Origin of the sequence: Bacteroides xylanisolvens XB1A (assembly GCF_000210075.1) — a bacterium.
In the GTDB taxonomy this organism is placed as follows: domain Bacteria; phylum Bacteroidota; class Bacteroidia; order Bacteroidales; family Bacteroidaceae; genus Bacteroides; species Bacteroides xylanisolvens.
Window position 1 is genome coordinate 5,827,413 of sequence record NC_021017.1, and the last position, 13,167, is coordinate 5,840,579.

The 13,167-nt window shown below is 42.7% G+C and carries 15 protein-coding genes; 8 read left to right on the plus strand and 7 right to left on the minus strand.

Translation table 11 applies throughout. The annotated features are described in order from the left end of the window. Positions 1-37: 37 nt before the first annotated feature. Entirely contained in the window at positions 38-604 is a 567-nt protein-coding gene (efp, locus tag BXY_RS22865; protein ID WP_004312989.1) for an elongation factor P, read from the minus strand. Between the two features lie 192 nt (positions 605-796). Between efp and rpmH the strand changes: the two genes are divergently transcribed. The 7 genes from rpmH (at position 797) to BXY_RS22900 (ending at position 6,309) form a co-directional block, all read left to right on the plus strand. After that, positions 797-955: a 50S ribosomal protein L34 gene (gene rpmH / locus BXY_RS22870; protein WP_004299762.1), complete on the plus strand. Its 159-nt coding sequence runs from the start codon at positions 797-799 to the stop codon at positions 953-955. Positions 956-1,326: 371 nt separating this feature from the next. Then, positions 1,327-1,977 carry a PASTA domain-containing protein gene (locus BXY_RS22875; RefSeq protein WP_008016764.1) on the plus strand — a complete coding sequence of 217 codons (651 nt, stop codon included), beginning with the start codon at positions 1,327-1,329 and terminating at the stop codon, positions 1,975-1,977. Between the two features lie 26 nt (positions 1,978-2,003). Then, the gene (locus tag BXY_RS22880) at positions 2,004-3,077 is read left to right on the plus strand and encodes an RluA family pseudouridine synthase (protein ID WP_004312991.1); all 1,074 of its coding nucleotides are present in this window, start codon (positions 2,004-2,006) and stop codon (positions 3,075-3,077) included. After that, a complete protein-coding gene (locus BXY_RS22885) occupies positions 3,074-4,048 on the plus strand; it encodes a D-alanine--D-alanine ligase (RefSeq protein ID WP_004312992.1) in 975 nt (324 codons plus the stop codon). The genes BXY_RS22880 and BXY_RS22885 overlap by 4 nt, the downstream gene beginning before the upstream one ends. Before the next feature lie 7 nt (positions 4,049-4,055). Further along, positions 4,056-5,204 carry a 1-acyl-sn-glycerol-3-phosphate acyltransferase gene (locus BXY_RS22890; protein ID WP_008770360.1) on the plus strand — a complete coding sequence of 383 codons (1,149 nt, stop codon included), beginning with the start codon at positions 4,056-4,058 and terminating at the stop codon, positions 5,202-5,204. Further along, positions 5,201-5,902, plus strand: a complete 702-nt coding sequence (locus BXY_RS22895) for a NigD1/NigD2 family lipoprotein (protein ID WP_004312994.1) — start codon at positions 5,201-5,203, stop codon at positions 5,900-5,902. Before BXY_RS22890 ends, BXY_RS22895 begins: the two co-directional genes overlap by 4 nt. Before the next feature lie 14 nt (positions 5,903-5,916). Further along, positions 5,917-6,309, plus strand: a complete 393-nt coding sequence (locus tag BXY_RS22900; RefSeq protein ID WP_004312995.1) for a rhodanese-like domain-containing protein — start codon at positions 5,917-5,919, stop codon at positions 6,307-6,309. Between the two features lie 170 nt (positions 6,310-6,479). On the opposite strand, the gene BXY_RS22905 is transcribed toward BXY_RS22900, so the two are convergent. From BXY_RS22905 to proB, 3 genes are all read right to left on the minus strand, one after another. Beyond that, positions 6,480-7,436 (minus strand): Rossmann-fold NAD(P)-binding domain-containing protein, encoded by a 957-nt coding sequence (locus tag BXY_RS22905; protein WP_008024468.1) that lies wholly within the window; start codon positions 7,434-7,436, stop codon positions 6,480-6,482. 79 nt (positions 7,437-7,515) lie between these two features. Next, positions 7,516-8,772 carry a glutamate-5-semialdehyde dehydrogenase gene (locus BXY_RS22910; protein ID WP_008645178.1) on the minus strand — a complete coding sequence of 419 codons (1,257 nt, stop codon included), beginning with the start codon at positions 8,770-8,772 and terminating at the stop codon, positions 7,516-7,518. A 290-nt stretch (positions 8,773-9,062) separates the two neighbouring features. Next, complete coding sequence (proB, locus tag BXY_RS22915) at positions 9,063-10,145, minus strand: glutamate 5-kinase (RefSeq protein WP_008645179.1); 1,083 nt, start codon at positions 10,143-10,145, stop codon at positions 9,063-9,065. 105 nt (positions 10,146-10,250) lie between these two features. On the opposite strand from proB, the gene BXY_RS22920 reads away from it, so the two are divergent. After that, positions 10,251-11,399, plus strand: a complete 1,149-nt coding sequence (locus tag BXY_RS22920; RefSeq protein WP_008645180.1) for a pyridoxal phosphate-dependent aminotransferase — start codon at positions 10,251-10,253, stop codon at positions 11,397-11,399. Here the strand turns inward: BXY_RS22920 and BXY_RS22925 are convergent. The 3 genes from BXY_RS22925 to BXY_RS22935 all read right to left on the minus strand — a co-directional run bounded on the left by BXY_RS22925 (position 11,368) and on the right by BXY_RS22935 (position 13,141). Next, positions 11,368-11,601, minus strand: coding sequence for a DUF2007-related protein (locus tag BXY_RS22925; protein ID WP_004313000.1), 234 nt, complete (start codon positions 11,599-11,601; stop codon positions 11,368-11,370). The two genes, BXY_RS22920 and BXY_RS22925, sit on opposite strands and share 32 nt — an antisense overlap. Positions 11,602-11,674: 73 nt before the next feature. Beyond that, complete coding sequence (murI, locus tag BXY_RS22930) at positions 11,675-12,517, minus strand: glutamate racemase (protein WP_008645181.1); 843 nt, start codon at positions 12,515-12,517, stop codon at positions 11,675-11,677. A 108-nt stretch (positions 12,518-12,625) separates the two neighbouring features. Beyond that, complete coding sequence (locus BXY_RS22935; protein WP_004310501.1) at positions 12,626-13,141, minus strand: OmpH/Skp family outer membrane protein; 516 nt, start codon at positions 13,139-13,141, stop codon at positions 12,626-12,628. Between the last annotated feature and the right edge of the window lie 26 nt (positions 13,142-13,167).

Consider the following 13,167-nt stretch of genomic DNA (forward strand, 5'->3'; position numbering starts at 1 on the left):
GTAACGTACTACTTNTTTTTATATATGTTCTTGTCAATTATGCTTTTACACGTCCTACATAAGAACCATCGCGAGTGTCGATTTCAATTGTTTCACCTTCGTTGATGAACAACGGAACACGTACGGTTGCTCCTGATTCTACAGTGGCAGGTTTCAGTGTGTTGGTAGCTGTATCACCTTTCACGCCCGGTTCTGTATAAGTCACCTTCATCTGAACCTTGATCGGCATATCTGCATAAAGAACAGTTTCAGTAGAAGCGTCAGAAACAACTTCCAATACTGCACCTTCGAGCAGGAAGTCAACACCGTTAATCAAATCGTGAGCGATAGGGTGTTGGTCGAATGTTTCCTGGTTCATGAAGATATAATCTTCTCCTTCTTTATACAAAAATTGGTACGGACGACGTTCTACGCGTACATCTTCCAACTTTTCACCGATGTTGAAACGGCGTTCAAGAACGTAACCGCTGACTACATCTTTCAGTTTAGTACGCATGAAAGTATTACCTTTACCTGGTTTTACATGCAGGAATTCGATACAGAAATAGAGCTTTCCGTCCATACGGATACAAGTTCCGTTTTTGATGTCTTGAGCATTAATCATACTGCTATTTTTCTTAATATATTATTGTTATTTAATTGTTTTCGCAGGAATTCGACTGCAAAAGTAATCTAAATCGGTAAAAAACACAAAAACTTTTGAGCAAAAATGAGTTATCTCTTGGTTAATTTAAAAAAAGTGCCTATTTTTGCAGCCCGATTACGTAGAATAATAACATAAAAACAAGATACAGTAATGAAAAGAACATTTCAACCCTCTAACAGAAAGAGAAAGAACAAACACGGTTTCCGTGAGAGAATGGCATCGGCTAATGGTCGTAGAGTATTAGCTGCTCGTCGTGCGAAAGGCAGAAAGAAACTGACTGTTTCTGATGAGTACAACGGACAAAAGTGATAATCACTTGTCATCAGGAAACAAAAAAGGCGGGGAATTTAATCTTCGCCTTTTTTGTTTCCTGATTTTCAGGAGAATAGTATGTTAAAAAGCGCTATTGTTTGCTCTTGTTTATGACTTTTTGCTTTTCTTTGTGGAATAGAACAAGACTCATAAACAAACATACGTAATAGAAGAGCAGATTCGGGGGATTTGAAACCCCGCATAAATATAATAATGTTGTTGAAATCTATAGGAGTGGGGATTATAGTTGCAGCAATTCTGGCGATGATAAGCGTTCTTGCATAATAGATGAGGACATTTTTCATCGCCTACTTTTTAAAAGTTCAACTATTTTGTCGTATCTTTGGCGCATATTAACAGCAATGCGTATGACTATTAAAGAATTCTTTTCTTTTAAAACAAATAAATTCTTCTGGGTGAACATGATCGCCATGATTGTTGTGGTGGTAGTGATGATATTCGGTGTATTGAAATGGCTTGATATACATACTCATCATGGTGAAACTGTTGCCGTTCCCGATGTGAAAGGGATGACGGTGGACGAAGCAGCGAAAATGTTCCGGAATCACGGTTTGGTATATGTGATTTCTGATACCAAATATGTAAAGGATAAAGCAGCAGGTATCATTCTCGAACTGAAGCCGGGAGCCGGCGAGAAAGTGAAAGAAGGACGTACGGTATATCTGACTGTCAATACGTTGGATGTCCCTTTGCGTGCTATTCCCGATGTGGCGGACAACAGTTCGCTCCGCCAGGCGCAGGCTAAATTGCTGAATGCCGGTTTCAAACTGAATCAGGTTCAATTGGTAAATGGTGAGAAAGACTGGGTATACGGCGTGAAGTACCAGGGACGTCAGTTGGCTGCGGGTGAGAAAATTCCTGTGGGATCTTCGTTAACATTGATGGTCGGAAACGGCTCCGGTGATACGTCGGAAGAAGATTCAGCCGATGTTTCCGTAGATACGGACCAGCCGGTTACGTCAGAATCGTCATCTACTCAAGATGATAGTTGGTTTTAATAGATAAATAACAGAAACGGACTCGCATGATAGAGGAAGAACTTCCGGATGAACTGGAGAATGATTTGGACGATATAGAACCTGTCGGTGACGAATCCCAGCTTTACGAACACTTCCGCGTGGTTGTAGATAAGGGACAGGCGATGGTCAGAGTCGACAAATATCTGTTCGAACGTATTGTCAATGCTTCGCGCAACCGTATTCAGAAGGCTGCTGAAGGCGGGTTCGTTATGGCCAATGGCAAGCCGGTGAAGAGTAGCTACAAAGTGAAACCGCTGGATGTCATAACGGTGATGATGGATCGCCCCCGTTATGAAAACGAAATTATTCCTGAAGATATTCCCCTTACTATTGTTTATGAAGATCCATACGTAATGGTGGTGAATAAACCGGCAGGGTTGGTAGTGCATCCGGGACACGGAAACTATCACGGTACGCTGGTCAATGCGCTCGCCTGGCACATGAAGGATATACCGGATTACGATGCCAATGACCCGCACGTGGGACTTGTTCATCGCATCGATAAAGATACTTCGGGCTTGCTGGTGATTGCCAAGACACCGGATGCCAAAACAAATCTGGGACTCCAATTTTTTAATAAGACTACCAAACGCAGATATCGTGCTCTGGTGTGGGGCGTTGTGGAACAGGATGAAGGAACGATTGTCGGTAATATCGCCCGCAATCCGAAAGACCGGATGCAGATGGCGGTGATGTCCGACCCGACGGTGGGCAAGCATGCCGTTACGCACTACCGTGTATTGGAAAGACTGGGCTACGTAACCCTTGTGGAATGTATACTTGAAACAGGACGTACCCATCAGATTCGTGTCCACATGAAGCATATCGGCCATGTATTGTTCAATGACGAACGCTATGGCGGGCATGAGATACTGAAAGGAACTCATTTTAGTAAATACAAACAGTTTGTAAATAATTGCTTTGACACTTGTCCCCGACAGGCTTTGCATGCTATGACGTTGGGGTTTGTGCATCCCGTCACAGGTGAGGAGATGTACTTTACTTCCGAACTTCCGGATGACATGACCCGGCTTATCGAGAAGTGGAGAGGCTATATAAGTAATAGAGAATTAGAATGAAACGCAACATCGCTATCGTAGCAGGAGGGGATACCTCTGAAATCGTAGTTTCCCTGCGTAGTGCACAGGGTATTTATTCCTTTATTGATAAGGAAAAGTATAATTTGTATATCGTGGAGATGGAAGGCCGTCGCTGGGAAGTACAATTGCCGGACGGAAATAAAGTGCCGGTAGATAGAAATGACTTTAGTTTTACGAACGGAACGGAAAAGGTTGTGTTCGACTTTGCTTATATTACCATCCATGGTACGCCCGGTGAGGATGGTCGCCTGCAAGGCTATTTTGATATGATGCGTATACCGTATTCCTGTTGTGGAGTATTGGCAGCTGCCATTACATACGACAAGTTTACCTGCAATCAATATCTGAAAGCTTTTGGAGTGCGCATTGCCGAATCATTGTTGCTGCGCCAGGGACAATCGATTTCTGACGAGGAAGTAGTGGAAAAGATCGGTCTGCCTTGTTTTATCAAGCCTAGTCTGGGAGGTTCGAGCTTCGGAGTTACGAAAGTAAAGACAAAAGAACAAATACAGCCGGCTATTGTTAAAGCTTTCGGAGAGGCGCAAGAAGTGCTTGTAGAAGCGTTTATGGATGGAACGGAACTGACTTGCGGCTGCTATAAGACCAAAGAGAAGACAGTCATCTTCCCGCCTACGGAAGTGGTGACGCACAATGAGTTCTTTGATTATGATGCTAAATATAATGGACAGGTAGATGAAATCACTCCTGCGCGTATCTCGGACGAACTGACCAAGCGTGTGCAGATGTTGACTTCGGCTATCTATGATATATTAGGTTGCTCCGGCATTATCCGTGTAGATTATATTGTGACTGCCGGTGAAAAACTGAATCTTCTCGAAGTAAACACTACTCCGGGAATGACTACTACCAGCTTTATTCCCCAGCAGGTGCGTGCAGCCGGACTGGATATAAAGGATGTGATGACCGATATTATTGAAAACAAATTTTAATCACGTGATGGATCTGACAGAGTTTAATGAAATTCGTCCTTACAATGATGAGGAACTTCCTCAAATCTTTGAGGAACTGATTGCCGATCCGGCTTTTCAGAAAGCTGCTACCGGGGCTATACCGAACGTTCCATTTGAACTTCTGGCGCAGAAAATGCGTGCCTGTAAGACTAAACTTGATTTTCAGGAGGCATTTTGCTATGGCATTTTGTGGAAGATAGCGGCAGATCATACCGCCGGGCTGACACTGGATCATACCGCCATACCGGATAAAAGTAAAGCTTATACGTATATATCGAATCATAGAGACATTATTCTCGATTCGGGCTTTCTCTCTATTTTGTTGATTGACCAGGGAATGGATACGGTAGAAATAGCGATTGGAGATAATTTGCTGATTTATCCCTGGATTAAGAAACTGGTACGTGTCAATAAATCATTCATTGTGCAGCGGGCATTGACAATGCGGCAGATGTTGGAATCTTCAGCACGTATGTCCCGTTATATGCATTACACCATTTCGGAGAACAAACAGTCTATTTGGATTGCGCAGCGTGAAGGACGTGCAAAAGATTCGAATGACCGTACACAAGACAGTGTGTTGAAAATGCTGGCAATGGGTGGTGAAGGTGATTTGATAGACCGTTTGATGGAAATGAATATTGCTCCGCTTGCTATTTCATACGAATATGACCCGTGTGATTTTCTGAAAGCGCAGGAGTTTCAGTTGAAGAGAGACATCGAAGGGTATAAGAAGACGACGCAGGACGATTTGATTAATATGCAAACCGGTCTTTTCGGATATAAAGGCAGGGTACATTTTCAGGTTGCCCCTTGTCTGAATGATGATCTGAAAGAGTTGGACCGTTCGTTGCCGAAACCGGATTTGTTTGCCCGTATCTCTGCCTGTATTGACCGCCGCATTCATCGTAACTACCAGATATATCCGGGAAATTATGTGGCGTACGATTGGCTGAATGGCACGACGGAATTCGTGTCCAATTACACGGAAGAAGAGAAACAACAGTTTATGAACTATATTGAACAACAATTGGCAAAGATCAAGATTCCGAATAAGGATGAGGACTTTTTGCGTGAGAAGTTGTTATTAATGTATTCCAATCCGTTAGTTAATTATTTAGCAGCTTGCCGATGAAAAGAAGAAAATTACATGTTATTTGGTTGTGGGGATTGCTTTTCCTGATGACTGCCTGTGGAGATGATGATTATTATTATCCTTCGGTGAAACTGGAATTTGTGACTGTAGAGGCCGGGGAAGACGGTCGTATACAAACGCTTATTCCTGATAAGGGAGAGGCTTTGCCTGTGGCGGAAGACCGTACGGGTTCTACTATTGCCGCAAATACCTCCAGACGTGTAATGAGTAACTATGAAGTGCTTCCGGATGGAAGTGCGGCTACTATATATTCTTTGCAATCGCTCATTGTGCCGGTGCCTAAGCCGGAAGATGATCCGGTGTATAAAGACGGTATAAAGCAAGACCCGGTAGAGGTGGTCAGTATCTGGCTGGGGAGGGATTATCTGAATATGATTCTGAATCTAAAAGTCAGTACAGGCAAAGGACATACTTTCGGCATAGTGGAAGATGTGTCTGAACTTAAAACAAATGGTATTGTGAATATGTTATTATACCATGATGCGAACAGTGATGAAGAATACTATAATCGGCGTGCTTACATCTCTGTTCCTTTGGCGCAATATATTGATGAAGAGCATCCTGGCCGGACTATAAATATTAAGTTTAAATATTGTACGTACGATAAGGATGGATCTGCGGTAGTATCTGAAAAGTATTGTGATCCCGGGTTTGACTATACTCCTGGGCAGAATTGAATAATAGAGTATATATGTTTAAATTGAATCAATTAATCGTGGGGATATTTTTATTTCTCTCTTCCCTTTTCTCTTGTCAGCAGAAAGGAGATTTTCAATCCATGAATGTAGAGGAATTTGATTCTCTTATTCAGAATGAGGATATACAACGTCTGGATGTCCGCACACTTGCGGAATATTCGGAGGGGCACATCACGAAGACAATCAATATCAATGTGATGGATGATTCTTTTGCTTCAATGGCTGATTCATTATTACAGAAGGATAAACCGGTGGCTGTGTATTGCCGTAGTGGTAATCGGAGCAAGAAGGCTGCGGCAATTTTGAGTGAGAAGGGCTATAAGGTCTTTGAGCTTGATAAAGGATTTAATTCCTGGCAGGAGGCTGGCAAAGAAATAGAGAAATAAGGTAAAGAGCGGGGTAAGTAATAGCCCGCTTTTATTTTAAATACAATAAGAACAAAAGAACATCTCAATTTTCAAATCCTGTTTTTATATTTATAAGTAGGATTTTAAGGAGATGTTCTTTTGTTCTTATGCGTTGATGGAAGAGGCTTTTCGGCCTCTTTATTTTTCGGTTATTTCAGTCCTTCCAATAGTCTCTTCAGAACGACAGTTGCCGAAATCTCACGATTGGCCGCTTCCGGAATAACGATCGATTGCGGGCTTTCGATCACATCGTCTGTCACAATCATATTTCTGCGAACCGGAAGACAATGCATGAAATAAGCGTTGTTGGTAACTGCCATTTGACGGTCGCTGACTGTCCAATCACGATCTTTACTTAATATCTGTCCGTAATTGTCGCCGGAATAAGCTGCCCAGTTCTTGGCATATATAAAGTCGGCTCCTTCGAAAGCCTTCATCTGGTCGTATTCTACTTTTGCGTTGCCTACAAATTGCGGGGCGAGTTCATAACCTTCGGGGTGGGTGATGACAAATTCGTAATCCGTTGCGTTCATCCATTCGGCAAAAGAATTGGGAACAGCTTGTGGCAATGGACGTGGATGTGGAGCCCAGGTCATGACCACTTTAGGACGTGCTGTTTTCTTGTATTCTTCAATGGTAATCAAGTCGGCAAAGCTCTGCAATGGGTGGCGTGTTGCCGCTTCCATCGAAAAGACGGGACGTCCGGAGTATTGGATAAATTGATTGATAATCGTTTCCTGATAGTCAAAGTCGCGGTTTTCGAAACGGGCGAAAGAGCGTACTCCGATGAGATCACAATAACAGCCCATCACCGGAATGGCTTCTAAGATATGTTCCGGTTTATCGCCATCCATAATTACGCCACGTTCGGTTTCCAGTTTCCATGCACCTTGATTGATATCTAGTACCATTACATTCATTCCCAAGTTGATTGCAGCTTTCTGTGTGCTAAGGCGGGTGCGCAGACTGGAGTTGAAGAAGATCATCATCAAAGTCTTGTTTCGTCCCAGTTCTACATATTTGAAACGATCTTTTTTAATTTCGAATGCTTCTGCAAGGGCTGATTTTAAATCGCCGATGTCCTGTACGCAAGTAAATTTCTTCATATCATTTATCTTTTAATTCTTAATTTTCAATTAGTTTCGTTCAATACCTTGTTTGATTTTTAACGATAAAGGTATCGTCTCAATTTCTTCTTGTTTGCCCGTCTCCTTCGATGACCCATTTGTAAGAGGTGATCTCTTCCAGTCCCATCGGACCGCGCGCATGTAGTTTTTGCGTACTGATTCCGATTTCTGCTCCTAATCCGAATTGCGCTCCGTCAGTGAAGGCAGTAGATACATTGGTGTATACGCAAGCTGCATCCACAATCTTTGTGAATAAGGCTGCACGTTCCTTGTTTTCGGTAACAATACACTCGCTATGTTTGGAGCTGTTTTCCTGAATATGTCCTAAGGCATCTTCGAAGCTTTTTACGGTTTTGACAGCCATTTTATAATCCAGAAACTCTGTGCCGAAACTTTCTGCTTTTGCGTGTTCCAGAAGTTCGGCAGGATAGCGGCCTTCTAATGCTTGATAAGCCTGTGCGTCAGCATAGATAATGACATGGCTGTCTTTTAGTTTCTCGCAAAGCATAGGGAGATCGGTCAGTCTCTTCTCATGTATAATGGTGCAGTCCAGCGCGTTACATACGCTAACCCTGCGTGTCTTCGCATTATGAATAATAGCTGCCCCCTTGTTTACATCTCCAAATTCATCAAAGTAAGTGTGACAGATACCTGCCCCTGTTTCAATAACGGGAATCTTTGCATTCTCGCGTACGAAATGAATCAGGCTGCTGCTGCCTCTGGGGATAATCAGATCTACGTAACCCACTGCATTCAGCAATGCTGCCGTAGCTTCTCTATCAGCCGGAAGTAGTTCTACAATGTGCGGATTGATATTGAATTTCCTCAATACTTCATGAATCACACTGATGATAGCCCGGTTGGAACAATCGGCATCACTTCCTCCTTTCAATATGCAGGCATTTCCACTCTTTAGACAAAGGGAGAAAACATCAAAACTGACATTCGGACGGGCTTCATAAATAATTCCTATCACTCCGAAAGGAACGCTGACTTTTGTCAATCTCATGCCATTGGGGCGAACACTTTCTTTCAACACTTTACCCAAAGGAGAGGGGAGTGTCGCTACATTGCGTGTATCGGCAGCAATGCCTTTTAAACGTTCTTCCGTTAATTTCAACCGGTCGTACTTCGGATCATTTTTGTCCATCCGTGCGAGGTCTTTTTCATTCTCTGCAAGAATGAAAGGTGTTTCTGCAATTGCTGCGTCAGCTACTGCATTTAAAATCTGATTGATGATGTCATCATTCAGCAAGGCTAATTCCCGACTTGCCACCTGTACGGCAGCAAAGGTCTCGTTTAAATTTGTAGTCATTTGCTCCTTTTTTGCATTAAATGGAAAGATAAACTATGCAAATATAGTGAATGATGTGAATAAAACTTGTTGAGAACAGAAATAAATGTTGCTTTTGTAGTGGTATATCAGCAATATACGGGCGTCTCAATGCAGATGTTTTATCTACAATACATTATACAACCGAAAATAAACGCTTTCCTTCAATCAAGATGCTAATATTCTCCAGAATAATAGCTTCAATTTCTTATCACTGCTTCGGGTTGACTTGCAATATTACTAACCCTATCTACAGTTGACCTTATTATTGATTATTCAATGTATAGATAGTCATAATGTACTACCGGTTTCTTTCCATGCTTACCGATTGCTTCTTGCACCTGTTTGGAATCGCAGTTCACCTTTCCAACGCCCACTTGATTTCCTTGAAAGTCCATGATACGCACAATGTCATCTTTCTCAAATTCACCTTCAACGTGAGTAATTCCGATGGGGAGGATGCTGACAGCCTTTTCAGAGTTTAGAACTTCTGTCGCACATTCGTTGATGTGAATTTCTCCTTTGGCAAACCCCTCGCTATGAGCAATCCATTTTTTGACACTGGATACCGGTTCATTTGAAGGGATAAAACGTGTACAAAGCGTTTCTTTCGGATGCTGAAGCAAATCTACCAGAATATTATCCCGTTTCCCGTTGGCAATAATCACTGTAATTCCTTCATCAGCTACTTTGCGGGCAATATTTGTTTTCGTCAACATTCCTCCCCGTCCGAAACTGGACTTAGTTGCCTGAATATAATTGGATAAATCTTTTCCGTGATCGATCTTCCGGATAACAAAAGAACCCGGATCAGCAGGAGAACCATTGTAAATTCCGTCGATGTTGCTTAGGATAATGAGAGCCTGTGCATCCATCATGGAAGCGATGAGTCCGGACAATTCATCATTATCAGTGAACATAAGCTCGCTGACGGAAATTGTATCATTCTCGTTGACAATAGGAATAACATTATTTTCAAGCATTACCGTCATACAGTTTTTCTGATTCAGATAATGGCGGCGGGTACCAAAACTTTCTTTCGTGGTCAACACCTGACCAACAGGAATACTATGCTCGCGGAAAAGTTCGTAGTAACGGTTGATGAGCTTAGCCTGACCTACGGCAGAAAACAACTGGCGTTGGTCTACACTATCGAGCTTTTTCTGTGGATGCACTTCACTGCGCCCGGAAGCAACAGCTCCTGAAGAAATCAGAATGATTTCCACCCCGGATTTATGTAATTCCGCTATCTGGTCAACAAGTGCCGACATACGGGTAACGTCCAGCGTTCCGTCGCGGCGTGTCAATACATTGCTTCCTACTTTTACTGCGATTCGTGTAAATTCCTGTTTCATTCTTACTAACGATTTGAAAGCACAAATATAGAGCTTTTTGCCGATATGTTACCAAAACAGGCTAAAAAGAATTATCTTTGCAGTCAGATAGAGAAAAGATAAGCAATGAAACATACAAACCCACAAGTAGAACAGATGACCTCTTTCATCGTAATGGATGTGTTGGAGAGGGCGAACGAATTGCAAAAACAAGGCATTGATATTATTCATCTGGAAGTTGGCGAACCCGATTTTGATGTGCCGGCCTGTGTGGCGGAAGCGGCAAAAGCGGCTTATGATCGTCATCTGACTCATTATACACATTCTTTGGGTGATCCGGAACTGCGACGGGAAATTGCCGCTTTTTATCTGCGCGAATATGGGGTAACGGTAGATCCGGATTGTATTGTCGTGACTTCCGGGTCTTCTCCTTCTATTCTTCTTGCATTGATGTTGCTCTGCAATCCGGATAGTGAAGTGATTCTTTCCAATCCGGGGTATGCTTGCTATCGCAATTTTGTGTTGGCTACGCAAGCCAAACCTGTTTTGGTTCCTTTGTCTAAAGAATATCTGCAATACGACATAGAGGCTATCCGCAAATGTGTGAATCCGCATACTGCGGCTATCTTTATCAATTCTCCGATGAATCCGACCGGAATGTTGTTGGATGAAAAATTCTTGAAGGACGTAGCTGCATTAGGAGTTCCTGTCATTTCAGATGAAATTTATCACGGCCTTGTGTATGAAGGGCGTGCACACAGTATCCTTGAATATACCGATCAGGCTTTTGTCCTGAACGGATTCTCTAAACGCTTTGCGATGACGGGGCTTCGGTTGGGTTATTTGATCGCACCTAAATCTTGTATGCGATCTTTGCAAAAGTTACAGCAAAATCTGTTTATCTGTGCATCCAGTGTTGCCCAGCAGGCAGGGATTGCCGCATTGCGGCAGGCTGAACCGGACGTGGAACGGATGAAGCTGGTTTATGATGAGCGTCGCCGATATATGATTGCCCGTCTCCGGGAAATGGGTTTTGAAATAAAAGTAGAACCTCAAGGGGCATTTTACATTTTTGCTGACGCACGCAAATTTACTACCGACTCTTATCGTTTTGCATTCGATGTACTCGAACATGCACACGTCGGCATTACTCCCGGGGTGGATTTTGGTACGGGAGGCGAAGGATATGTACGTTTCTCCTATGCAAACTCATTGGAGAATATCCGTGAAGGGCTCGACCGCATCAGTCGTTATCTTTCTCGGCCCGGCTCCTGATAAGTGCGGTGGCCGCTTCGTATTGGTCCTCGGTGACAAGAACGGATACGGAAGGAGCGATATAGGGTGCCAGTGTACCCATAATCCCATCTTTGATTACGCAACGGATGTCATTGCTTTCTAATAGCCCTTTGATGATCTCGGCTTCCCATGGGGATCCGGAGAATACTTCTATTGCTTTGCTATAATCTTCTTCTTTCATGATCTTGCTTATTAGAGGTTATCTACAAATATAACAAAAAAGAGAGAGAAACGGTTACTTTTTTTCTTAAATTTTATTCGAGCGTGATGTGTTTTACGCTAATCTGCTGTTTCAGGAAAGTAGAGGCCGATTCTGAAAACTTTTCTTCCGCTTCGGTCGTGTAAAACTGGCAGTTCCCATTCTTCGTGCATTTTGCATCCATTTCGGGATGTCTTTTCAGATAGTCTTTCAGACTTTCCGCAACATACTCGCCTTGCGCAATTACACTGATATGCTCCGGAATATATTGCCGGATTTTGGGTAGAAGTATGGGGAAATGAGTACATCCGAGAATGACAGTATCTATTTGAGGATCCTTTGATAGCAATTGGTTGATGTACTTCCGGATAAAATAGTCTGCTCCTTCGTCCTGTGATTCATTGTTTTCAACTAGTGATACCCACATCGGACAGGCTGTGCCGCTGACCTGGATTTCAGGAAACAGCTTGTGTATTTCCAATGGATACGATTCGGATTTGATGGTGCCTGCTGTTGCCAGTACACCGATATGCTGGTTTTTGCTTATCTCTCCGACACACTCTACGGTAGGGCGGATGACTCCGAGCACACGGCGAGCCGGATCGATGCCTGGTAAATCATTCATCTGAATACTGCGCAAAGCTTTTGCGGAAGCTGTATTGCAAGCTAATATAACCAGGTGGCAGCCCATATCAAATAGTTTGTTGACTGCTTGCCGGGTAAATTCGTATACGACCTCAAAAGAACGTGTTCCGTAAGGAGCACGTGCATTATCTCCCAAATAGATATAATCATATTCCGGTAATACTTCTCTTATTTTGTCTAAGATGGTCAGACCTCCGTAACCGGAGTCAAATACTCCGATCGGTCCGGGCGTATGGGATAGATGTTGCTTCATGACACACTTGATTTATATACGCAAATGTACACCAAAAAAAGGGAAAGAGAAAGAAGTTGATCCTTCTTTCTCTTTCCCTTTTGGTATTTCTTTATTCTTGGTCAGTTCTTATTTGATACCAAGATTTGCTTTTACCTTGCTAGTTAAGTTGATGCTCTGTGATTCGTTTACGTATGGAATCGAAGTTCTTGCCAGGTCGAAGATGTAGATTACACCTTCAGCAGCGCCTACGGCTTTGATAGCATTGTCCAACTTCTGATAGATAGGAGCCATGGCATCATTTTGTGCTTTCGCCATTTGCTGTTGAGCATCTTGTTGGAATTGCTCTTGTCTTTGCATCATATCTTGCAATTCTTTTTGTCTTCTTTCAGCGATGTTGGGAGGAAGAGAATCCTTAGCGATAGCTTGTTGGAATTCCTGATATTTCTTGTTGAATTCTTCCTGCGTTCTCTGAAGTTCAGCAGTAAGTTGTTTTTCTAAAGTCTGAATGTCATTTTGAGCTTTGGTGAATTCCGGCATCACAGTGATGATTTCCTGTGCATTAATGTGGCCGAATTTCAGGTTCTGTGCAAATACACCCATTGGGAGTGCAAGCAACATTACAAGTGCAATTTTTTTTAGCATAGTTCTATAATTTATTTGAATGATTT